The 22602-nt window shown below is 69.3% G+C and carries 19 protein-coding genes and 2 pseudogenes; 9 read left to right on the forward strand and 12 right to left on the reverse strand.

From position 1 onward, the window contains the following. The first annotated feature begins 84 nt into the window (after positions 1 to 84). Entirely contained in the window at positions 85 to 1380 is a 1296-nt protein-coding gene (locus ACWGO0_RS14995) for a peptidoglycan recognition protein family protein (RefSeq protein WP_453533610.1), read from the forward strand. 284 nt (positions 1381 to 1664) lie between these two features. Here the strand turns inward: ACWGO0_RS14995 and ACWGO0_RS15000 are convergent, their stop codons facing one another. Next, positions 1665 to 2885, reverse strand: coding sequence for a metallophosphoesterase (locus tag ACWGO0_RS15000; RefSeq protein WP_453533612.1), 1221 nt, complete (start codon positions 2883 to 2885; stop codon positions 1665 to 1667). A 724-nt stretch (positions 2886 to 3609) separates the two neighbouring features. Here ACWGO0_RS15000 and ACWGO0_RS15005 point away from each other — a divergent pair. Next, positions 3610 to 4680, forward strand: a complete 1071-nt coding sequence (locus tag ACWGO0_RS15005) for an N-acetylmuramoyl-L-alanine amidase (RefSeq protein ID WP_453533615.1) — start codon at positions 3610 to 3612, stop codon at positions 4678 to 4680. Between the two features lie 133 nt (positions 4681 to 4813). On the opposite strand, the gene ACWGO0_RS15010 is transcribed toward ACWGO0_RS15005, so the two are convergent. Continuing rightward, positions 4814 to 5284, reverse strand: coding sequence for an SMI1/KNR4 family protein (locus ACWGO0_RS15010; protein ID WP_453533618.1), 471 nt, complete (start codon positions 5282 to 5284; stop codon positions 4814 to 4816). A gap of 734 nt (positions 5285 to 6018) precedes the next feature. Between ACWGO0_RS15010 and ACWGO0_RS15015 the strand changes: the two genes are divergently transcribed. Continuing rightward, positions 6019 to 6852: a PIG-L family deacetylase gene (locus tag ACWGO0_RS15015; RefSeq protein WP_453533621.1), complete on the forward strand. Its 834-nt coding sequence runs from the start codon at positions 6019 to 6021 to the stop codon at positions 6850 to 6852. Between the two features lie 178 nt (positions 6853 to 7030). Here ACWGO0_RS15015 and ACWGO0_RS15020 read toward each other — a convergent pair whose 3' ends face one another. Next, positions 7031 to 7471 (reverse strand): hypothetical protein, encoded by a 441-nt coding sequence (locus ACWGO0_RS15020; protein WP_453533624.1) that lies wholly within the window; start codon positions 7469 to 7471, stop codon positions 7031 to 7033. Positions 7472 to 7567: 96 nt separating this feature from the next. After that, a complete protein-coding gene (locus ACWGO0_RS15025) occupies positions 7568 to 7729 on the reverse strand; it encodes a hypothetical protein (protein WP_453533627.1) in 162 nt (53 codons plus the stop codon). A gap of 242 nt (positions 7730 to 7971) precedes the next feature. Here ACWGO0_RS15025 and ACWGO0_RS15030 point away from each other — a divergent pair, with 242 nt between their 5' ends. Then, positions 7972 to 8232, forward strand: a complete 261-nt coding sequence (locus ACWGO0_RS15030) for a hypothetical protein (RefSeq protein ID WP_453533630.1) — start codon at positions 7972 to 7974, stop codon at positions 8230 to 8232. 104 nt (positions 8233 to 8336) lie between these two features. Here the strand turns inward: ACWGO0_RS15030 and ACWGO0_RS15035 are convergent, their stop codons facing one another. From ACWGO0_RS15035 to ACWGO0_RS15045, 3 genes and pseudogenes are all read right to left on the reverse strand, one after another. After that, positions 8337 to 8462, reverse strand: a complete 126-nt coding sequence (locus ACWGO0_RS15035; RefSeq protein WP_453533633.1) for a hypothetical protein — start codon at positions 8460 to 8462, stop codon at positions 8337 to 8339. Between the two features lie 12 nt (positions 8463 to 8474). Further along, positions 8475 to 9905, reverse strand: a complete 1431-nt coding sequence (locus ACWGO0_RS15040) for a glycerophosphodiester phosphodiesterase family protein (RefSeq protein WP_453533636.1) — start codon at positions 9903 to 9905, stop codon at positions 8475 to 8477. Between the two features lie 274 nt (positions 9906 to 10179). Further along, a pseudogene (locus tag ACWGO0_RS15045) lies at positions 10180 to 10534 on the reverse strand (3-keto-disaccharide hydrolase); the annotation flags it as partial. Positions 10535 to 10835: 301 nt separating this feature from the next. On the opposite strand from ACWGO0_RS15045, the gene ACWGO0_RS15050 reads away from it, so the two are divergent. Continuing rightward, positions 10836 to 11285, forward strand: coding sequence for a nuclear transport factor 2 family protein (locus ACWGO0_RS15050; RefSeq protein WP_453533639.1), 450 nt, complete (start codon positions 10836 to 10838; stop codon positions 11283 to 11285). A 21-nt stretch (positions 11286 to 11306) separates the two neighbouring features. Here the strand turns inward: ACWGO0_RS15050 and ACWGO0_RS15055 are convergent, their stop codons facing one another. Together ACWGO0_RS15055 and ACWGO0_RS15060 are read right to left on the reverse strand one after the other, a co-directional pair. After that, complete coding sequence (locus tag ACWGO0_RS15055; protein ID WP_453533642.1) at positions 11307 to 11867, reverse strand: IS5 family transposase; 561 nt, start codon at positions 11865 to 11867, stop codon at positions 11307 to 11309. A 224-nt stretch (positions 11868 to 12091) separates the two neighbouring features. Next, positions 12092 to 12775 carry a TetR/AcrR family transcriptional regulator C-terminal domain-containing protein gene (locus ACWGO0_RS15060; protein WP_453533645.1) on the reverse strand — a complete coding sequence of 228 codons (684 nt, stop codon included), beginning with the start codon at positions 12773 to 12775 and terminating at the stop codon, positions 12092 to 12094. Between the two features lie 118 nt (positions 12776 to 12893). Here ACWGO0_RS15060 and ACWGO0_RS15065 point away from each other — a divergent pair, with 118 nt between their 5' ends. Beyond that, on the forward strand, positions 12894 to 13598 hold the full coding sequence (locus ACWGO0_RS15065) for a DUF4386 domain-containing protein (protein ID WP_453533648.1): 705 nt from the start codon (positions 12894 to 12896) through the stop codon (positions 13596 to 13598). Positions 13599 to 13972: 374 nt separating this feature from the next. On the opposite strand, the gene ACWGO0_RS15070 is transcribed toward ACWGO0_RS15065, so the two are convergent. From ACWGO0_RS15070 to ACWGO0_RS15080, 3 genes and pseudogenes are all read right to left on the reverse strand, one after another. Next, complete coding sequence (locus ACWGO0_RS15070; protein WP_453533651.1) at positions 13973 to 15055, reverse strand: mechanosensitive ion channel family protein; 1083 nt, start codon at positions 15053 to 15055, stop codon at positions 13973 to 13975. 295 nt (positions 15056 to 15350) lie between these two features. Continuing rightward, positions 15351 to 15610, reverse strand: a pseudogene (locus tag ACWGO0_RS15075) (transposase); the annotation flags it as partial. Between the two features lie 255 nt (positions 15611 to 15865). Beyond that, positions 15866 to 18508, reverse strand: a complete 2643-nt coding sequence (locus ACWGO0_RS15080) for an AMP-binding protein (protein WP_453533654.1) — start codon at positions 18506 to 18508, stop codon at positions 15866 to 15868. Between the two features lie 213 nt (positions 18509 to 18721). Between ACWGO0_RS15080 and ACWGO0_RS15085 the strand changes: the two genes are divergently transcribed. The 3 genes from ACWGO0_RS15085 to ACWGO0_RS15095 are packed head-to-tail and all read left to right on the forward strand — an operon-like array spanning position 18722 to position 22367. Next, a complete protein-coding gene (locus tag ACWGO0_RS15085; protein ID WP_453533657.1) occupies positions 18722 to 19741 on the forward strand; it encodes an iron ABC transporter substrate-binding protein in 1020 nt (339 codons plus the stop codon). Between the two features lie 5 nt (positions 19742 to 19746). Further along, complete coding sequence (locus tag ACWGO0_RS15090) at positions 19747 to 21336, forward strand: ABC transporter permease (protein WP_453533660.1); 1590 nt, start codon at positions 19747 to 19749, stop codon at positions 21334 to 21336. Further along, a complete protein-coding gene (locus tag ACWGO0_RS15095) occupies positions 21333 to 22367 on the forward strand; it encodes an ABC transporter ATP-binding protein (RefSeq protein ID WP_453533663.1) in 1035 nt (344 codons plus the stop codon). The genes ACWGO0_RS15090 and ACWGO0_RS15095 overlap by 4 nt, the downstream gene beginning before the upstream one ends. Positions 22368 to 22602: the final 235 nt, after the last annotated feature.

The following is a 22602-nucleotide window of genomic DNA, read 5'->3' on the forward strand; positions in this document are numbered from 1 at the left end:
GAAGGAAGGCTGCCTGCTGGCGTACACGGAGCAGCGTGGCGTAGCGGCGCGAGACCCCCGGACAGCCCTGGAGAGGAACGCCTGATGTCCTTCGAGCCCGTGTACATATCCCGGCGCAATGCCCTGCGGGCCGGCGCCGGCGCAGCCGCCGTCGCCGGTCTCGGGGCCGGCCAGCTGGCTGGTGCGAGCGGCACCTCGGCAGCCGCTCCGGCCGACCTGTCGGACACCGGGTACATCATGAGCTGCGACGAGTGGGGTGCCCGGCCGCCCGCCGGGGCGCTGTCGACACGGACGGGCTCCACCCGGCGGATCGTGGTACACCACATGGCGTTCCCGAACACCGCGGACTTCTCGATGGAGGCGGCCATCGCCTGCGCCGAGCGTGTCCAATACATTCACATGGACAAGAACGGCTGGTCGGACACCGGAAACCACTTCAGCATCAGCCGTGGCGGTTATGTGCTGGAAGGCCGCCACGGCAGCCTGGACGCGCTCGATGACGGCGGCTACCAGGTCGTCAGCGCGCATGCCGTCGGCCAGAACACCCAGTCGATCGGCATCGAGAACGAGGGCACCTACATCGACGAGCTGCCCACCGGGAAGCTGTGGTGGTCGCTGGTTCAGCTCTCCGCCACCATCTGCACCCAGTACGGCTTCGGCGCCCAGAACATCACCGGCCACTGGGACTGGAACAACACCCAGTGCCCCGGTGCCAAGTTCTACTCCACCTTCCCGCAGCTCCGACTCCACGTTGCCAAGCGCCTCGGCCAGGACCCGAGCACCATCCCGGCCCGTACCTGGCCCGACACGTTCACCTCCTGCGCGGGCGCCACGGTCCGTACGCTGCAGCACCTGCTGAACACCCACGGCTTCAACCTCGTCGCGGACGGGGCCTTCGGACCGGCCACGCTGGCAGCGGTGCGCGCCTTCCAGACGGCGCACGGCTTCCCCACCGCCTCGGACGGCACGATGACCGGGCCGGCCTGGGAGGCACTCGCCCCGGAGATCGGCATGGGTGCCACCGGGTCCGGTGTGCTCGGTGTCCAGTCGATCCTGGCGACCAAGCTGTACGCCGTGAAGGCGACCGGCACCTTCGACCGGGCGACGTGGGTCGCGGTCGCCAAGCTGCAGGCCCTGCACGGGCTCCGGGTCACCGGGCGGGTGGACCTGAGTACCTGGTGTGCCGCGCTCGGCGGCGTGGTGGAGGAGAACTTCCGCGGGCTGAAGGGCCAGGCGGGGCTGGAAAGCGAACTTGTCGTGCCGGAGGCCGAGTCCCTGCCCCCGGTGACCCTCGCGCCGGACGGGGTCGTGGCGAGCGACGCACCCGCCACGCAGTTCGAGGAGGTCCCGGTCGACCAGGACGTTCAGGAAGGGGTGTAGGCCCTGCGCCGGCGGCGCCAGTCCCCAGGGCGCCGTCGGCCTTAGCCACCTTCGCCCCCCCCGTGAGGACCACGCTTTCCATCCGGGCTGCGGTCGGCCGACTCGTCTTCGTCGCCGGTGCGAGCGCGGTTGCACCTTCCACGCCCTACCCTCAGGCCGCATCTCGCGACCGAGCTTCTTCGGACCGTAGGAGACGAGAAGCGAGACGCGCCTGGTCATGTCGACGTCGCACCTCACGGCTCGTGGGACCGCTCCAAGCAATTGTGCCGCCCGTCGAGCGAGTGCTACATCGAGGTGGGCAGGTGCGGGGAGCGGAGCACGAGCAGGGTGATCTCGCTGGGAGCGAAGATGCGGAATGGCGGGCCCCAGAAGCCGGTGCCTCGGCTGGTGTAGAGCAGAGTGCGGGGGCCGTGATGGCTGAGGCCGGCGAGGGCGGGCTGGTCGATGCGGACCAGGTGGTGGAAGGGCCAGATCTGGCCGCCGTGGGTGTGGCCGGAGAGTTGGAGGTCGATGCCGTCGGCTGCCGCCCGGTCGATGAACTTGGGCTGGTGTGCCAAGAGCAGGACGGGTAGGTCGCGGTCGGCGCCGTTCAAGGCTCCGGCGAGGTGGGCGCGATGGCTGGCCAGGCCGGAGGACTCGGCGGTGACGTCATCCACGCCGGCGACCACGAGGGTGTCGCCTCCGCGTTCGAGCAGCAGGTGGCGGTTGCGGAGTGGCTCCCAGCCCAGCTCCTCCATCAGGTCGACCCAGCCCTGGGCCTCGCTGTAGTACTCGTGGTTGCCGGTGACGTAGACACGGGCACGAGTCGCCTGCACGGTAGCGAGCGGGGCGGCCTGGGCGCGGCGGCATTCGGCCGTGCCGTCCGCGATGTCGCCGGTGTGGCAGACCAGGTCGGCCTTCAGGGTGTTCACCGTTTCGCACACCTGTGCCGACCAGCGGGCGCGGTCGAGGGGGCCGTAGTGGGTGTCGGTGATGAGGACGACGCGTATGCCGTCCAACCCTGCACCTAGCCGGGGGAGTTGCACGTCGAGCTGGCGCACGCGTGGCACGCGGCGGGCCTCGGCGTACCCCCAGGCGAGCAGTACGGCGGCTACGCCGAGGACGGCCCAGGTGACGACTCGGGCCCGGTCCTGGCCATCGCCGACGTCGGCCACGGTCAGGGCGAGCCGTAGCAGGACGCCGAGCAGAACGGACCAGGTGAACAGGACCCAGCTGATGCCGAGCAGGGTGTCACCGACGATCGCCGCCAGGTCCTGCTGGCGCCGGCCGTGGCCGCGCATCATCGCGAGCGGCATGCCGACGAGGCCGAGGGCGAACAGTGCGGTGCCGGCGAGCGTGACGGGCAGCGGCCAGTGCTGGCCGGTGTGCAGGAGCACCCCGTACGGCACTGTCCACAGCAGGACAGGGGCGATCAGCGGGAGGTAGCGCATCAGGCGCTGCAGCCGGCTCTGCCGTTGTGCTTGCGCCTCACTGTCGGCGGGTCGGGTGTCGCTGGAGTCGGTCACGCTTCCCCTCACAAACCAGGCTGCAGTCCCGCGCACTGTACCCGGCCGCCCTCGGGCCGGCCGGACCGGCGTTCATGGGTGCGGCCCGTTGGGCGAGGGGTTCTCTGCGGGACGGCACGACTCCGCCGCAGACACCTCCTTGGCGTGAGCCCGATCAGGGCGTTACCGCCCCGGCTTGGTACTGCCGCCAGTGGAGTGCGCCGACGGGACGATGGCCTGACTCCCGCAAAGGGGCTTGTATGTACCGCGAGTTGGGGAGGCCGTGATTGGCGATGACGCCGCGGCTGGTGCGAAGCTGTCGGTACATCACGTGACCCCCTCCAAGTAACTGCGTAAGTCGTCAATGTGCCCCCTGGGTCGGCTTGCTGGCGACCTTCTCCAGGTGTGAGGCGATCACGAGCGCGTACCTCAAGGCCCGTCGGCCAGGTCCAGCCGGTGAAAGCCTCCGCAGTCTCGGCCTCGTTGTCTTCCAGAAGGTCTTGGAGCACGGCGACTCCCCGCCGGAACCCTTCTGTGAGGCTCGCGTCGACAGGCTGGCCCAGGGCTGCGTCCCCGGCCCTGTGCGTCACCGGAATCGAGATCGGTCCAAGCCCTGTGACGTCACGAGAGCCGAAGCGGACGCGAGGCCGGTGCCGCCCCGAGCTGTGCTGGTCGCGCCGAGAGGTGCCATGTCTATGATGCTCATCCTCTGATGAAGGGACTGACCTTGCGTCACCAGCCATACGTGAAGCGGCGAACCGTCCTCCAGGCGGCCGGAGTCGCCGCCGCAGCGGGCCTCGCCACCGCCACCGTCACCCCCGCCGTGGCCGCGCCGGCCGCCCGGGTGCCCCGGACCCGTGTCACGCCCGTCAGCAGTGTGGCCGGACGGACGGTCCGGGCGGACTTCCCCATCGAGTACGTCGGAGTCTCCTGGAACGGCCCCCGGCGCGGGGCGGGCATCCGGCTGCTCGGACAGGACGGCAGGCGCGGCGAGTGGACCGCGCTGCAGTCGATGTGCGCGGGCGGTGCCGACGGTGACCCCGCCACGCGCATCGGCGTGCTGGTGCCGGCCGGCGGTGCCGCCGGGTACGAGCTCCGCCTGCCGGACGGAGCGGGCGAGCTGCGCGCGGTCGCCGTCGACACGGTGAACGGCCCTACGGCTGCGGCCTCCAGCGCCCCCGCGACCCGCCGCATCGGGAGCGTCGAGTACGTCACGCGCGCGGGCTGGGGAGCCGACGAGTCGCTGCGCTTCAAGGCGGACGGCAGCGAGAACTCGCCGCAGACCTACTACCCGGCGCAAACCCTGACCGTCCATCACACGGCCGGCGTCAACGGCGACCCGGACCCGGCGGCCACGATCCGGGCGTACTACTACCAGCACGCGATCACGAACGACTGGGGCGACATCGGCTACCACTTCCTCATCGACGAGGCCGGGCGGATCTACGAGGGCCGGTACTCGGGCGAGGACGGCCTCCCGGCCCACGACACCACCGGGAAGATGGTGACCGCCTTCCACGCCGCCGGGTACAACTCGGGCAACCTCGGCATCGCCCTGCTCGGCACCTTCAGCGACCAGTCCACGGCCGCGGCGGCCCGTGACTCGCTCACCCTGCTCCTGGCGGCGCTGTCCGGGGCGCACGATTTCGACCCACAGGCCGACGTCACCTTCGTCAACCCGGTCAACGGGGTCACGAGGAACGTTCCCATGATCAGCGGCCACCGCGACTGGCTCGCCACGGAGTGCCCCGGCACCACGCTGTACGGCGAGCTGCCGGCGCTGCGGGCGGACGTCGCCGCGGTCCTCTCCGCCTGACGGGACGGCCGCACGCCCGGCGGCGCCGGCGTGCGGCTGCCGTCGTCGGTGGCGGCAGCTCAGCGCGGTCGCCTCGCTGCTTTCTGCGACGAACGGGTCGAATGAAACCAGACGCGAGGGGACCGGGCCTCCTTCAGCACGCGGGTTCGCTGTCCAGGATGCCCTCGGCAGGCAGCGCACCTTCGATAGTCGCGCTCAGCCACTCTGCCAAGTTGATGCCCTGAGGCCAGTGGTGGCCCTCATGCGTGCACCACATCGGCCCGGCGGGGTCTCGGAAGTCAACCAGAGACCAGATGGTGCATCCCCAGTCGTACACCGGCACCAGGCCGACAGGGATCTGACCGGAGGGATCCGGCCCGTCTTGATAGATCTCTGCCAAGTCGTTCCAGTCGCCTTGGCTAGCTCCTCCGCGAACTCCAAGGATGCCCTCTGCCGGGCCGAAGCCTCCGTTTGCCACCTCCAAGTAGAGGTGCCGCAGCAGAGGCGGGAGAGGAAAGCCGATGATCTCCTCTGCCTCCGTGACCGCCCCCGGTGCCGCCGGCGCAGGCAGCATGCCCGCACCAGCGCAACCACGGACAGCCTTGACGAGCGATTCATCGATCACTTGAAATGGCAAGGCACCCTTTTGACCTGCGGGTTATTCGCCGGTTAGCACCCCTACCAGTAGCTCAGCACGCGCCGCTCCGTGCGGGCGAGGAAGGCCGGATTCCGAGCGATGTACTCCCCGTAGAGTCGGCGTTGGGTTGAGCCTGCACCATGAACGGGATCACATCTATGACGGTGGGGTGCGTTGCAGTGTTCGACGCGGTCTTGGTTCGGCTCCGGTTCGTCGACGACGCGAGTGCTGCGGCTGATGCGTCCCTCACGGCGGGCCCACGCTCGACGATGTCGGCAGTACCGCGTGCTCGGCCCGCCCTTTCCAGCCAGCCGATGTACCAGCGCGGGCCAAGGCCACAGGCTTCTTGCCATCGTCGAGGAGCGGCACGAGGCCGGAGACGTCTACCTGACGGTCGGATCAGGTTGCCCCTCGGTGGCTGCCACTCGTCGCCGACCTCGCAGCGCAGGATGTCGGTCCGCGGACACCGACGTGGCGCTGAGACGGGCAGGTCGCGCCTGTACTTCGTTCGCGTGGAACCTCCGACGCCTGGACGGCCAATTGGCTGCGCCGGGAACAGTTGGTCCGGTCGGGACGGTTGCATCGACCGAGGGGCCGGCGCCGCACGGGCGGGGAACACGGAGACCGCAAGGTCGTCCGTCCCGCCAGGATCCGGGCCCCAGGATCGCGGTGGCCCGCCACGCACTCGGACCACGACGTACTTATTGCAGGAGGACTGTTTCATGACTGACCAGCCGTTGACACTCATGGCCGTGCACGCCCACCCCGACGACGAGGCCACCGGAACCGGAGGGGTCCTCGCGCGGTACGCGGCGGAAGGCATCCGTACCGTTCTTGTGACGTGTACCGACGGTGGTTGCGGTGACGGACCTGGGGGCGTCAAGCCGGGCGATCCCGGGCACGATCCGGCGGCCGTCGCCTTGATACGCCGCCAGGAACTCAAGGCGAGCTGTGACGTCCTGAAGGTCAGCGATCTGGAGACGCTGGACTATGCCGACTCCGGGATGACGGGCTGGCCGAGCAACGACGCCCCCGGATCCTTCTGGCAGACCCCCGTGGAGGAAGGCGCTGTCCGACTCGCGGAACTCATGCGGCACTACCGGCCCGACGTCGTCGTCACCTACGACGAGAACGGCTTCTACGGCCACCCCGACCACATCCAGGCCAACCGCATCACGATGGCGGCGCTGGAGATGACCGAGCTGACACCGAAGGTGTACTGGACGACGATGCCCCGCTCGATGATGCAGCGGTTCGGGGAGACCATGCGCGAGTTTCATGAGGACATGCCGGAGCCGGATCCTGCCGAGGCCGCCGCGATGGCCGAGATCGGCCTCCCCGACGATGAGATCACCACGTGGGTGGACACCACCGCATTCAGCGGTCAGAAGTTCGATGCGCTGGCCGCGCACGCCAGTCAGGGCGAGAACATCTTCTTCCTCAAGATGGGCGAGGAGAGGTTCGGCGAGTTGATGGGCACGGAGACCTTCGTACGTGTCAAGGACGCCACCGGTGCGGCCGTACCCGAGAACGACCTCTTCGCCGGACTGCGCTGATCCGCTCGTCCGACAGGGGCCCGGGAAGCTGATCGGCCGCACGGCGCGAGCGAGCGGCCCCCGTCTGGACGGCGGCAACCGGCGACATCGACCCGTGGCTGGGCACGGGCGAGCGATGTGGGTCAGCTCGTGCCAGGACAGGTCGGTGTCGGCCGATGGTTCAGCTCGACGCGACTGGTCAGCGGCGGCCGGTGGCCAGAGTGACGAGGAACTGGCCGCCGCCCGGCTCGATGTCGGCGGTCACCGGCAGACCAGGAACGAGTCGGGAGAACCGGTCCACCAGCCAGTCCGCCGCCTCTTGGGCGTCCCGCCTGGTCGGACAACGGCCAACCATCTCGCGGCCCCCCTTGCGCTCCAGCCTCCCGGCAACGGTGATCAGCGGCGCAGGGTCGACCACGTACAGGCGGTCCGGCCAGGCGATGACCACCTTGACCGCGCCCTTTCGGGTGTTGCATCCGCGGTGCGCGAGCCGCTCGGCGACCTTGGCCTTCCGGTCTGCGGTCCGGCTGTCGACGCTGGGCCCCCGCGGGTCGTTCACCGATTCGTCGGGGTCGACCGCTTCGTCACACACCCAGCACCGCCAGCCATCGCGCTCGGCCACATCATCAAGGAGACTCATCCGAGCAACCTAGCGTGCCCGGCCGCCGGCCCGCGCACCTGGGCTCCAAAGAGAGGCGGGTTCGTCGCCGCCGTATCGGCAGGATGCCAATGGTGGTCAGGCGAAGGTCGTCGGGGGCCGGTTGAGCAGCATGGTGTCGGCCACCTGCTGGAGGTCGTCGCGGCCGATGTCGCTCGCAACCTGCACCGAGATCCCGTACGAGACGGACGTGACGTACCGGGCGAGCCGGTCCGGTACGGTGCCGGGCGGCAAATTCACCCTCGGCGACGGCGCGCCGGAACCGGTCGGCGACGCAGGCCCCGCCGTAGTTGCGCCAGGCGGTCAGCACGTCGTGGGTCCGCCGCCCGGGGTCGCCGGTGGCGAGTGCTCCCTGGAGGCCAAGGCAACCCCCGAGCCCGGGCTCGGCCGCTCGTTCCGGGTTGCCGAGGTGATCGCGGTCAACGGCCGTGTACCGGCGCGGATTCCGCCCGTCACCCACCTCCGCTGGAAAGATTCGGTCCGTGAACGACAGGACCTCGGGCCAGAAGGCCTGCGAGCTGCTTGCCCAGGCATCCCAGCACCCGGTTGCCAGTCCTCAGCGCGACGCGCTGGTAGCCGAAGCCGCAGTGTGGGCACGGCTGGAGCACGCAGCCGTCATCGAGCTTCACTCAGCCGCCACGGTCGACTTCGAGTCCGCCCTGGCCTCCTTCGCCGACCCTGTGCGGAAACTCGGCAGCGAGATCGGCAACCTGACCGAGCACATCAAGCTCAGCCAGAAGTAAGCGAGCACGCGGAAGGAGGGCACGACGGTGAGGCGCCTGCGCTCGGTCGCTCCGGCAGCGAGCAGGAGATACGGAAGCGGGCCGGAGCCTCGCCGCCGACCACGTCAGCGGGTTGTGGCGCCGCGCGGGTCGATGACCGCGCGGACGCCCGACAGGACGTCGATGACCGCCGCCACCAGGGACCATTCGTCGTACCTGAGTCTCTCGATCCGGCCCGCCGGGGACAGCATCAAATCCAGCCCTTAGGGGGAGCCCTTCTCAGCCAGGTCCAGCTGAAGGAGATCGAGGTTGAAGTTCTGGTACGCGTCGGCGTCCATGCTGATGCGCACCTGGTGCCGGCCGGCCTCGAGATACTGCCTCACACCGGTGGGCTGCAGGAAGAACGCCGAGTGGCTCGTGGTGTTCTGCACAGCGACGCCTTCGCTCGAACTGCCGTCGTCGAAGGCGAGGCGGTAAGTGCCGGCCGGGTCGTACGGGGACGAAACGCGCGCGGAGACGTCGTAGTACCCGGACTTTTCGACGGTGAAGTCGTAGTCGATCCATTCCCCGCCACGGATCCAGCACACGGACACGGCGCCTTGATGATCGCAGACGTCGACACCCTCGTCGGGCCGAGTGACGTTCCCACCACGGTTCTCCGGGTCGTTGTCGTGGTAGGCGATGCCTTCGCCGCCCCGCGCGAAGTCCTCGCCCTGGATGCGGATGGTGTGCGGGGCGAGTTTCTCTGCCCGGTCCGTCTTCAGCCAGGACTCGAGCGTCTCGATGTTGTCTGTCTGGAGCATGGAGGCGCCGAATGTGTCGACCAGGGCGCCCCAGCCCTTGGCGGGGTCGGTCAGGGACCGCTCGTCGGTGTAGTGATCGGCCAGCCCGAACCACATCGAGTTGATCCAGACCCTGCCGGTCGACCGCATCCGGTCGAGGACCGGCTCGCGGACGATCGCGTCCTCAGTGCTCTTGAAGACGACCTCGTACGCGACCGGCTGGTTCGCCCCGAATCCGTCGATGGCGCCGATGTTGCTGTCGGAGATGACGTGCATGTAGACCGCGTCAGGGTGGTTCTCGCGGAATTCCTGCACCTCGGCGACGGGCGCGCTGCTCTTGAACAGGCCGTTGCGCACCGTGCCGGTCTCGGTCAGGACCTCGTACATCTCCTCGCGGACGTTCCACCCCTTGTCCAGGTTGACCAGACCGCGGTCCTTGACGACCGCCATCGCCTCGGTCAGCGTGGGCACGCGCTCGTCGGTCAGCGCCGCCTGGGTGCCGCCCAGGCCCTTCTTCAGGCGGAGGAACTTGATCTGGGCCAGTGTGAGTTCGGTGACCCGGCCGGTCCCGTTGGTGGTGCGGTCCACCGTCTCGTCGTGCATGAGGACGAGGTGGCCGTCCTTGGTCTTGCGTATGTCGGTCTCGACGATCTCGGCTCCGTCGTCCAGCGCGGCTTCGAAGGCCGGCAGGCTGTTCTCGGGGGCTTCGCGCCACTGGGCGCGGTGAGCGGCGGTCATGATCTTGGCGTTCGGGCTGTGGTCCATCAGGTCCCGGTATGCCTTGTCGGCGTCGGAACGGGACGGAGAGGCCTGCTCCGAAGTCGGTGCGAGGGTCGCTTGCGCGGAGCACGCGGCCGTCGGAACGGCGAGGGCAAGGCCCAGGACGATGCTGGTGGCGATGTGCTTTCTCACAACGAGCAGAGTAGGCACGGGACATGGCGAGCGCATGTGACGCCCGTGTACGAACCTTGAATGACTGGCCGCTGTGCTTTGCGCGCGGTCGGTGGCAAGGAGGCGTCCGCGGGTCCCCCTCACCCGTACGTTCACCGGAAGCCCGGGGACCCTGCGTCTGCCGCTGACGCGGATCACCGTGCTCGAGAAGTAGCACCCGCCGGACGAACGATGGCGGCCGGCTTGGGCAATGCCCGGGCCGACTACCAATCTCATGTGCCGTTCTCGTGTGCCGCTACGACAGCGGCTCGATCCAGATGTTGCGGTACCGGATCTTGTTGCCGTGGTGCTGGAGGCGGATGGGGCCAGCAGTCGGCTCCTCCGGAGCGCCCGCGCCGGTCGGGCCGGTGATGGCCACGTTGTCGTGGACGGTCACGCCGTTCCACACAACGGTGACGCGCGTCCTCGGTCTTCGCACCCTTGTCGGCGAACCGCGCCGCAAGGAAGGCAATGTTGGACGTCTGCCAGGTGCACGGCGGGCGGGCGGAGTTGGTGTCGGCTGCCTTCTGCTGGTAGATCGCGGCGGCCTCGTCATCGGCGGGCGTGGTGTCGCCGATCGAGTCCAGGAGGTGGATCTCGTAGCGGTCCTGCGACCCGTTTGATGACGACCCGGTAGGTGACATCGCGCGCCACAGCCCTTTCGCATGTCCTGGGAATGACCGGTGCAATGACGCTTCGTCATTTCTCGAAGGTGGACACCTCCATGGCGGCCGAACGGTGAACGCCGAGCTGACGAGAGGTGTATCGCCGCAGGTGGAGCAGTGTTCAGGTGCTGCTTGGAAAGCGGTTGTGCGACCACGGCCTAGGCGTGTTGCGATAGTGCTGATCGTGCCGCACAACGATGTCTGATTTCCGCGAGCAAGACGCGTCGTTGCTGATCATGCTGGCGGCATGACGATTTCATCCACTACAGACTCAGTGACAGTGCTCGCCGGCATGTATGCAGCTGAGGCGGAGTACCTGGCGGCCGGCGGCCCTGGCGAGGCTTCGTTCGACTTGCTCGCCCCCTTCTTCGCGCCGAATGTCGAGCTGCATCAAGCGGATGCTCTGCCATACGGAGGTACTTGGCGTGGGCACTCCGGAATGACGGAGTTCTTCCTTGCGATGGGACAGGTCTGGGAGACGTTCGACATGGTGGAGCAGGAGTTTCTCGCCACCGGTGAGACTGCGGTCGTGCTGACTCAGGTCCGTGCTCGCGTTCGTGCGACTGGCCGTGAACTCAGCTTCCCCATCCTGCAAACGATCACGGTCAAGGACGGCCAGATCACCGAGGTCCGTCCGTTCTACTGGGACACTCAAGCCATCGCCGACGCATGCGCCGGGTCCGCGCCGACAGACTGAGAACGCCGGTAAACCTGCTGGTCACAACCACTCGTCAAGGACTTCGGCCAATGCAGTCGCCTCGTAGTGGACGGCAAGTTTGCCGTACCTCGTCGCCACGGCCCTGTGGCGCTTGAGACGGTTGATTCCGCACTCCAGGGCATGCCGCTCGCGGTAGTCGGTCTTGTCGAACTTCGGTGGCTGGCCGGCCCGGGAGCCGAGCTTCTGGCGGTTGCGGACCCGGTCCGAGGGCATTGGGATCGTCGCCTTGATCCCGCGTCTGCGCAGGCAGGCCCGGTTGCTACGAGAGTCGTACGCCTGGTCGGCACGCACTCGGTGCGGGCGCTTGCGCGGCTGTCCCAGGCCCAACCAGGGGACCCGGATTGCTTCCAGGATCGGCTCGAACTGCGGGGAATCACCCCACTGACCGGCCGTGATCACCACCGCCACGGGCTTCTGCCCTTGCTCGACTACCAGGTGGATTTTGCTGACCAACCCGCCGCGGGACCGACCGAGTCCGTGGGTCGGCCGACTCGACGGCAATGCCGCCGGGCTGGAGATCCCCCCTTCGCCGCCCCGGCGGCGTGCTGGTGGGCCCGGCATACGGTGGCGGACACGGATCGGAGCCCCGTGGCGGGACGTGCCCGAGGGCCGTCCGCCGGTCTGGACGCGGCGACAGCTGATCGACGGACTTGATGCCCGAAGGCAACAACAGCTCCAGCTGGACCCACTGGCCGTTTGTCAGATCCCCACGTCCCACAGGACGTGATCATCCACGAACAAGATCCACTTTCGCAACGGACCTCAGATCGCCCCCCTCGCACCCGCTACGCCTTCCGTACGGACGTCCAGCCTTGGCGGCGGAGGCTTTCGAAGCCGTCCAGGAGGAGGTCCAGGGCGAATTCGAACTCGAACTGGTCGTCGCAGCCGCCGCCGACCGTGGAGCCCCCGTCGTGTGCGGCCGTCGCGGCCAGTTCCGCGATGTGCGGGTAGCGCGCCGCCAGCCCGGGGTCCGGCGGGCCGGAGGAGCCCGATGTGTCGAAGAGTTCCTGGCTGAAGCCGAGCAGGCGGCTGCCCATCGCGTGCATGACGTGGTGCGTGAGGTCGGCGGAGAGGCCGCCGTCCCGGAAGCTCCCGGCCATCGAGTCCAGGTACGCCAGCACGGCCGGGGTGGGGCCGGTCCGCGACTCGATGACCCGGGCCGCCCAGGGATGGCGCAGCAGGACCCGCCGGGCCGAGAGGATCCGCCCGCGGACCACGGGCTGCCAGTCGGGGCCCACGTCCGGCGGGTCGATCTCGCCGACGACGGCGTCGGCCATGCCGTCGAGCAGCTCCTCCTTGTTGGCCACGTGCTTGTAGAGGGCCATCGGTACGACGTCCAGCTCCTGCGCGAGTCTGCGCATGCTGAGCGCGTCGATGCCGGTGGTGTCGGCGAGTGCGACGGCGGCGCGCAGGACGCGGTCCCTGTTCAGGGGAATCCGTTGCGTGTGCGTGGCTTCCTGCCGGGTCATTCCGGTTCGGCCCCTTTCCTCCTCGACGGCACCCTCTCCTTGACGAGTGTACGTCGTACACCTATGGTCATTGTCAGGTGTACGGCGTACACCATCGCTGAGCGAGGGATACGAGAAGATGAGTCCTGACCGGAGAACCGCGGTGGCCGCCGGGTCGCTGTTCCTGCTGACCGAGGCTGCCGCGATAGCCGGGGCGCTTCTGTACCGCCCCCTGCTGGGCGCGGCGGACGGCCCGCTCGCGCAGGGCACCGACACGCGGGCGTTGCTCGGGGTGCTCTGCGAAGTGGTGCTGGTCGTGGGGGTGGCCGGCACCGGGGCGGCGCTGTTCCCCGTCCTGCGGCGCCACGGCGAGGGGCTCGCGCTCGGGTACGCATTCGGGCGGCTGTTGGAGGCGGCCGTCATCGCCCTCGGGATCATCGCCGTCCTGGCGCTCGTCACCCTGCGGCGGGACGCGGGGACGGCGGAGGGCGCCGACGTCGCACTGGCTGCCATGCACGACTGGACGTTCTTGCTCGGGCCCAACGTCGCCCTCGGCCTGAACACCGTCCTGCTTGCGTACCTGGCGTACCGCGCACGGCTTGTGCCGCGCTTCATCGCCGTACTCGGGCTGATCGGCGGGCCGTTGATCTGCGCTTCGGCCGTCGCCGTGATGTTCGGGGCCTACGAGCAGCTCTCCGTGGCGGGGTCGGTCGCCGCGCTCCCGGTCTTCGCCTGGGAGCTGGGGCTGGCCGGATGGCTGATCGTCAGGGGGTTCGGGCCCGGCTCAGGCGCCGCGTCCCGGGCAGACGGCGAAGTGGCTGATCCGGCAGGTGCCTGTCGGTGAGGCCGACCCGAGCTTGAGGGCGGTGCCGTCCGGGCGACGCGTCGGCGCTGCACGGCCGTGACCGTGTGGGTGGGGTGTGGCGGCGACGGCGTTGCGGAGCTTCATGCAGGGATGCGTCCCTTCCGAAGGTCATCAAGAGGTCACTGGGGGGCCGACTCCAGGACGTGTTTCGGACCTCCCTGCGCAACCCAGCCATCAGCGTCTTCCGCCAGCATGGCCAGGCCGGCATCGCCGCCGCCCTCCGCCACACCGGCCGCGACTACCTCCGGCCCACTACGAACCCTCGGTCTCACGTGATGAACCCGGACAGATCCCGAACACGTAATAACCCTGGGCAGAGGACGGTCGTGGTGGGACCGCCCCACCACGACGTTCTACAGGATCGAAGGGGATCCGTCGCGTTGCGGGGGAATCGCCTGAATCGCCACGCCGTTCTGCTGGAGGGCGACGGTACGCGCCGGGGAGGGAATGCGGATGCCCTCCACGCGGTAGCGCTTGTGCAGTCGCTTGATGAACTCGTGCTTGATCCGGTATTGGTCGCTGAACTCACCCACGCCCAGGATTACGGTGAAGCTGATCCGTGAGTCCCCGAACGTGTGGAAGCGGACGGCGGGTTCGTGCTCGGGCATCGCGCCTTCGACCTCCGTCATGACCTCGGTCACGATCTCGGCGGTGACGCGCTCCACGTGCTCCAGGTCGCTGTCATAGCCGACGCCGACCTGCACGGTAAGGGTCATCTCCTGTTCCGGGCGGCTGAAGTTGGTCATGTTGGTGCTGGAGAGCTGGTCGTTCGGGATGATGACGAGGTTGTTGGAGAGGTTGCGTACGACGGTGTTGCGCCAGTTGATGTCGACGACGTAACCCTCCTCCCCGCTGGTGAGACGGATGTAGTCGCCGGGCTGGATCGTCTTCGAGGCGAGGATGTGGATGCCCGCGAAGAGATTGGCGAGCGTGTCCTGGAGAGCCAGGGCGACCGCGAGACCGCCGACACCGAGGGCGGTGAGCAGCGGAGCTATGGAGATGCCCAGGGTCTGCAGAACGACCAGGCAGCCTATGGCCAGGACGACGACGCGAGTGATGTTGACGAAGATCGTGGCCGATCCGGCGACACCGGAACGGGACTGTGTGACCGCCCGCACCAGGCCGGTGATCACGCGTGCCGCGGTGATGGTCGCGGCGAGGATGAGCAGGACCGTCAGGATCTCGTTGACGGCGTTGTTGACCCGGCCGGTCAGCGGCAGCGCCGCCGCGGAGGCCGCCACTCCGCCCGCGAGCGCCGCGACCGGCACCAGCGCGCGCAGCGCGTCGACGAGGACGTCGTCCCCGCTCCACCGGGTACGGGTGGCGTGCTTGCTCAGCCAGCGCAGGAGGATACGCAGCAGGACGCCCGCCGCGAGCCCGACGTTCACCCAGACGCCCGCGACGATCAAGTCGTGCAGCGTGAGGTCGCGGTTCACCGGCTGCCTACCGTCGTGCCGGGAAGGGGGCGTGCGCCCGATATGTGATGTGTCGTCACCTTGCTGCCACCTGCTGCTCGAGTCCGGGATGTCCTGGGCCCGCCGTAACGACGCGTCGTCGACCGGCGGGGCTCGCTCATCTTGCTACATGCGCAGGGGTGCTTCGAGGCAGGGCCGCTCGCGTCGGGCCATCTCCCACGGGCACCACCACGCACTTGTACCGCCTGCCGATGCACTACTGGCGTACGTACTGGGCACACGGCGATGCGGATGCTGCCGAGGACCTGGCCGAAGCGGTGACGTCGTTGACGTTGCCGGGCGTCAGCACGATGGACAGCGGGAGTCCCCGGCCGTCGAGGGCGAGGTGGACCTTGGTGGTCAGCCGGCCCCGGGACCGGCTGACGGCCTGACGCGCCTGCGAGCGGCCCGGATCTTCCAGTTCGTCCCCGTCTGCGACCCCTTCTTGCGGGCGTCGGCCGCGTGCTGGTGGGCCCGGTTGATCGTAGAGTCGACGGAGACGGTCCACTCCACCCGGCCCACCGCGTCGTCGAGGACCATCGCGAGCGCGCCCGCTGCCCCACCCGGCGACCCTGTCCGAGGCGCCGACGGCTACTGCCCACCGGCCGATCAGCATTCCCGTCGTCGGGGGACCCGAGCCGTCGCTGGCCGCTACTGGCCGAGCGCATCAACAGTGCGGCCGAGGGGGTCGGTACCCGGCACGTCGACGCCGTCCTGGTCCAGTATTCAGGCCGGGTTCAGCCGTGTTCGGGATGTTCGCAGGGACGTGACCGCGGATACTCCGCAAACAGCTCAAGGCCCTTCCTTTGCAACGGTCCGCGAGGAGCTGAGCTGCGGCGGCCATCGCCGCGTTGTTGGTGGCGATTGCCCCGTCGAGCGACGTGCGCGCCCGTTCGGCGAAAGCCGCGAGGGAAGTCCGCGCATCAGGCGGGTTGCTGCGATGCCGTAGGCGATGCCGAAGATCAGGGAGGCGAGGAAGGCCAAGTGCCTGGAGAACCCGTCGATCAGCGGGAAGATCTGCCAGTGGGTCAGGTAGATGTACAGGGAGTTGGTGGCCAGGAGGCCGGCGACCTGGTTGACGCGTTCGCGGCTGGGGAGGGACGGCGCCCACACGAGCACGGCGAACGTGGTGATGATGATCGCTTCTCGTCCGAGGTCGCCGGGGAAGAAGCCGGGCACCGTGACCAGAGCGGCGGCCGTGACAATGACCCGCTGTGCCTTGGTGCCGGCCTTCGCCGCCGTCCAGCCGAGCGCGAACAGCCAGAAGACGGTGACCGCGTCAGGTATGTGGGCGCGGTCGGGGAGGCCGAGCAGTTCATAGCGGGTGAGCAGGCCGAGGGCGGCGAGCGTCAGGGGCAGGCCGTAGGGGAACCGGCGCTCTGCCCGGTCCGCGAGAGGGAGCGTCAGGAGGGCTACGGCGGCGATGAGGATGTAGACCAGCGCCTCGATGAACCAGAAGTGCATGCCTGTCTTGCTGTCCTCGGGCCCGAACACGCTGTCGAGGAGGGCGAGGTTGGCCAGGGTGTAGTCGTCGTTGAGGAGGAGTACGAAGCCGATCCAGATCATGGTCGGCACCGCGATCCGCGCGATGCTGAGACAGGCGCGCCGGATGCGTTCGCCGCGTTCGGCGGTGGTGAGGTGGAAGCGGGCGAAGTTGTAGCCCGCGATGGCGAGGAGCAGGTGCGCTCCCCCCTTGATACCGAAGACGGGGATGTGCGAGCCGACGATGCAGAAGATCGCCATGGCGCGCAGGGCGACGCTGGTCTCCAGCGCCCGCCTGCGCGCGGGGATCCGTCCCTCCGGCGGTCTGAGTTCCCGGATCGGCGTGATGTGCCAGTCGGTCGGCAGGTGGCCGAGCCGTTCCTCGAGGTGGAGTGACATCTCGACGTACGAGAGGGAGTCACCGCCCAGGCTGACGAAGGTGCTCTCCGGCGTCACTTCGGGCCGGTCGAGGATGCGTGCGTAGAGCAGGCACAGGTCCTCGGGGCCGCTGCCCGGAATTTGCTGGGGCTTCGATGGGGCGGAGTCGGCCGGACGGGTAAGTTCGCGCACCGCGCGGTAGTCGGGCTTGCCCGTGGGCAGACGGGGGAGGTCGGCCACAACGTGGACACGGACCGCGCGGGCCGGCAGGCCGCACTCGCTCGTCACCAGGCCACGTATCCGGCGGGCGTCGGCCGCACGTGTGCCGACAGCGGCGATCGCGAGTGCCTCGTCGTCGTCGGCGGCGCACAGCGCGGTGACGCCGTGCCGTACGAGCATCGTCTCGACCTGCGCGGGGTCGATGCGCAGGCCGAGGATCTTCGCGAACCGGCTGCGTCGGCCGACGATTTCGTACAGCCCGTCAGGAGTGCGCCGCGCGATGTCACCCGTGTGCAGCTCGTCCAGGGTCCGCCCGAGCGCGAGGTCGTCGGGGGTCTGTGCGTAGCCGAGCATGACATTCGGCCCCGCGTACACGAGCTCCCCGGTGCCCTCGGGCCAGTCGGCCAGCGGTTCGAGGCGGAAGGATCCACCGGGGATCGGAACACCTGCTGCCTCGGGGCGGGTTTCCGCGAGGTCCGGCGGCAGGTAGGACATGCGGGCCGTGGCCTCGGTCTGCCCGTACATCGCGAACAGCTCCCAGCCGGCGGCGCGGCCGAGAGCCGCGTAGTGCCGGACCCTGTCGGGCGCGAGCCGTCCGCCCGCCTGGGTGACGTAGCGCAGGTGGGGCAGGTCCATCGCGGCGAAGCCGACACGGTCGAGCAGGTCGAAGGTGTACGGGACACCGGCGAAGGTCGTCCCTCGGGCGGTCCGGAACAGCTCCCAGAAGCAACTGTCGGCGACCGAAAGGTCGGTGAGGATCACTGCGGCGCCGTGCAGCAGGTGGCTGTGGATGACGGAAAGGCCGTAGCAGTAGTGCATGGGCAAGGTCGTGGCAGCACGGTCGGTGTCCCGGATTCCCAGGTACTCCGCTATGGACTCCGCGTTGGCCTGAAGGTTCTCGTGTGAAAGCCGCACCAGCTTCGGCGACCCCGTCGAGCCGGACGTGCTCAGAAGGAGGGCGAGGTCCGGATGCAGGTCGTGCGCGGAGACGGTACGCCGCTCGTCGAGCAGCCACTCCCCGTCGGCATCGGGGCGTGCCACGACGTCCGGGTTGTACGCGCCGATGAGGGACTGCACTGCCTCTGGGTGGTCGCCCGGCACGAGCAGGACCGGGTGTCCGGCCGAGAGTGCCGCCAGATGGACGACCAGTGCCTCGACGGTGTTGGCGCCGACCACCAGGACCAGTCGGCGCTCGCGACCCAGGCGATGGGCTGTCGCTTCCACTCGGGCGGCGAGCTCGCGGTAGCTCACGGGGCCGTCGGCGGTGATGACCGCGGTGCGGTCGCCGTGGGTTGCGAGCTCGGTGGCGAAGGGGACGTTCCTGGTGCCTGGCACCGGGGCGGAAGGGGCGGTCATGAGCGCATCTTAGGAAAGCCTTACCTCATGGACAGTCACGGGGAAGTCACAGGTAAGGCATGGAAGATCCATAGGGAATTCACAGGTAGGGTCGGCTCCGCCGAACCCCGATGCGGCCAAAACGTTGTGTTCGTCACCCTTGACCTTTAGGTAAGCTTTACCTTACTTATTGGGCGTACACAGGTTCTCGCAGCACGCGCAGGAAGGCTTCCCATGCGACGCCCCTTGGCCCATCGTCTCGCCGCGCTCTCCACGGCGGCGCTCCTCCTTCCCGTCGTCGCGGGCTGCGGCGTCGACGAGGACGATGCCGGGCTCGTGATCTACTCCGGGCGCAACGAGAAGCTGGTCGAGCCGCTTCTCGACGAGCTCGAGAAGGCCGTCGGCACCACGATCGCCGTCCGCTACGGCGAGAGCGCCGAACTCGCCGCCCAGATCCAGGAAGAGGGCGACAAGACCAAGGCGGGCCTGTTCTTCTCCCAGGACGCCGGCGCCCTCGGCGCCCTCTCCACCAAGGGCTTGCTGGCGAAGCTGCCCCAGACCTCGCTCGACAAGGTCGACCCGGCGTTCCGCGGCGGCGCGGGCGACTGGGTCGGTACGTCCGGGCGTGTCCGCGTCCTCGCGTACAACCCCGGCCAGGTGTCCAAGGTTCCCGACACCGTGCACGACCTGGTCAAGCCGGAGTGGAAGGGCAAGGTCGGCTATGTCCCGACCAACGCGTCCTTCCAGGCTTTCGTCACCGGCATGCGCGTCCTGGAGGGCGACGACGCCACCCGCACCTGGCTCAAGGGACTCAAGGCCAACGAGCCGAAGGTCTACGAGAACAACCTCAAGGTTCTCGAAGGGGTAGGCGAGGGCGAGGTCTCGCTCGGCCTGGTCAACCACTACTACTGGTACGAGCAGGTCGCCGAGAAGGGCGAGAGCGAGGTCAAGGCGAAGATCCACTTCCTGCCGGGCGGCGACCCGGGCGCACTCGTCAACTCGGCCGGAGTGGGGATCCTCAAGGGCAGCGACCAGGCGCCGGTGGCGCAGAAGGCCGTCGACTTCCTGCTCTCGGAGAAGGCGCAGAAGTACTTCGCCGAGGACACCAAGGAGTACCCGCTGGCCGCCGGCGTGACCAGCACCGTCAAGGAACTGCCGCCGCTGGCCTCCCTCGACGCCCCCAAGATCGACCTCGGCAAGCTGGAATCGCTTCAGGAGACCCTGAAGATGCTCCAGGAAGCCGGGATGGTCTGACCCTCATGCACTCCACGGATCCCGTCGCACCGGCGGATCCCGCAGTCCGCCCGGCAGGCGCCACCGCGCCGGCCGGGCGGCTGCGTGCCGGGCGCCGCCCGCCCGCCGGCCTGCTCGTTCCCGCGGCCCTCGCCGCACTGTTCGCGCTGCTGCCGCTCGGCTACCTGGCCGTACGTTCCCTGGAACGAGGCCCCGCGTTCGCCTGGGACGTCATCGCCGACGAGCGCACGGCACTGCTGCTCGGCCGCAGCATCGGACTGGCCGCCGTCGTCGTATCGGCTTCCCTCCTGCTGGGCGTGTCCCTGGCCTGGCTCACCGTACGGACCGCGCTGCCCGGCGCCCGGACCTGGTCGGTTCTGGTGACCCTGCCTCTGGCCGTGCCGAGCTACGTCGCCGCCTTCACCTGGCTGTCCGCGTTCCCCGGCCTCGCGGGCTTCGGAGGCGCCGCCCTCGCGTTGACGCTGGTGAGCTTCCCTTACGTCTACCTGCCCGTCACCGCCGCACTGCGCGGGGCCGATCCGGCACAGGAGGAGGTTTCGCGCTCGCTCGGCCACGGGCCGCTGCGGACCTTCCTGCGCGTCACGCTGCCGCAGTTGCGCCCCGCCGCGGCCGGGGGAGCCGTACTGGTCGCGCTGTACGTGTTCTCCGACTTCGGCGCCGTCTCCCTGATGCGCTACGACACATTCACTCGCGGCATCTACACCTCGTACCGAGCCAGCTTCGACCGCACCCCGGCCGCCGCACTGAGCGTCGTCCTGGTGGTGATGACGATCCTGCTCGTCGCCGCCGAGGCCCGTACCCGGGGCCGCGCGGGCCACGCCAGAACCGGGACCGGCACGGCACGCCCAGCCGTCCCCGCAACGCTCGGCCAGTGGCGGATGCCCGCCCTGGCCTGGTGCACGGCGGTCACCGCCATCGCCGTCCTCATGCCGCTGGCCACGCTCGGGTACTGGCTGTCCGTGGGCAATTCCGCGACCTGGGACCCCGCCCGGCTCCTCGACACCGCAGGCACCACCCTCGGCGTCGCCGCCGCGGGCGCCGCCCTCACCACGCTCCTCGCCCTGCCGGTCGGGGTCATCGCCGCCCGCCACCGCGGCCGCACCGCGCACCTCCTGGAACAGTCCGCCTACGCGGGGCACGCCCTGCCCGGCATCACCGTTGCCCTGTCCCTGGTCTTCTTCGCGGTCCGCTACGCCGAACCTCTCTACCAGGAACTCCCGCTGCTCGTCTGCGCGTACGCCGTGCTCTTCCTGCCCGTCGCGGTGGCCGCCACCCGTGCTGCCGTCCTCCAGTCCCCGCCGGTCCTGGAGGACGTAGCCCGCTCACTCGGCCGCAGCCCTCTGCGCGTACTGCGCGAGATCACAGTGCCGCTGGCCGCGCCTGGGGTCGCCGCCGGAGCTGCCCTCACCTTCGTCGTGTGCATGAAGGAACTCCCCGCGACGCTCCTGCTGCGTCCCACCGGCATGGACACCCTCGCCACCCGCCTCTGGACGGAGACCGGGACCGGCTCGTTCGCCGCGGCAGCCCCCTATGCCGCGGCGCTGATCCTGTTGGCGGCCATCCCCTCCTACCTCCTCGGGCGGCACCGCACATGAACGACGTACAGATCACCGGAGTTTCGAAGTCCTACGGCCCGGACGCGCCCGTCCTGCGCGAACTCGACCTCACGGTCCCCGCAGGCACCCTCGCCGCTCTCCTCGGCCCCTCCGGCTGCGGCAAGACCACACTGCTCCGAGTCGTCGCGGGCTTCCTGCGCGCCGACGCGGGCACCGTCACCGTCGGCGGACGCATCCTGGCGGGTCCGGGAGTGCACCTTCCCCCGGAGCGCCGCCGCATCGGCATCGTCCCCCAGGAGGGCGCTCTCTTCCCGCACTTGAGCGTCGCGCGCAACGTCGCCTTCGGGCTGACCGGCCTCGACCGTACCGAACGACGGAGCCGCACGGAGGAGATGCTCGACCTCGTCGGCCTCGGCGGCTACGGCGACCGGATGCCGCACGAGCTCTCCGGCGGCCAGCAACAACGCATCGCCCTGGCGCGCGCCTTGGCACCGGAGCCGGCCCTGGTCCTGCTGGACGAACCGTTCAACGCCCTCGACAGCGCCCTGCGTACCGGGGTCCGGGCGGATGTCCGAGCCGCCCTGCGCGCCACCGGAGCCACCGCCCTGCTGGTCACCCACGACCAGCAGGAGGCCCTCTCCACGGCCGACCTCGTCGCCGTCGTACGGGACGGCCGCGTGGCTCAGTGCGACACACCGCAAGCGGTCTACCGCCACCCCGCCGACCCCTGGGTGGCCCGCTTCGTCGGCGACGCCGTACTCATCCCCGGCACCGCCGACCACGACACCGCAACGACCGCACTCGGCCGCCTTCCCCTCGCGGCACCCCCTGTCGGCCGAAACGAGGGCACCGTCCTGCTACGACCCGAGCAACTCCAGCTCACCGAAACCGCGACAGCCGCCCAGGGCACCGTCACCGACGTGACCTTCTACGGCCACGACGCCATGGTCACCGTCTCCGTCGACGGCCTGGAGAGCCCGGTCGGTATCCGGATCGCCGGGCCCGTCGCCGTACGCCCGGGCCAGCGCACCGGCATCCTCGTCAAGGGCGAGGCAACACTCCACCCATGAACCGGAGCCGTCCAGGGGCCCGGCCAGGCGGGGTAGCGTCGGCGGTCGCGAAGGGGAGCAGGCCCGCGAACCGGACGTCGACACAATGGAGCCCCCGTGCTCTCGGCGGCCGGTCCTGCGCCTGACGCGGGCGGGCGAGACGCTTGGGTCAGACATGGACGTGCCCGCGCCCTGCGGGCTCGATCGTTGGGTCATTCGCTGTGCCTGGCTGCCCGGCCGCACCTTCACCGGGCCG

The organism is Streptomyces sp. NPDC055749, assembly GCF_053617235.1.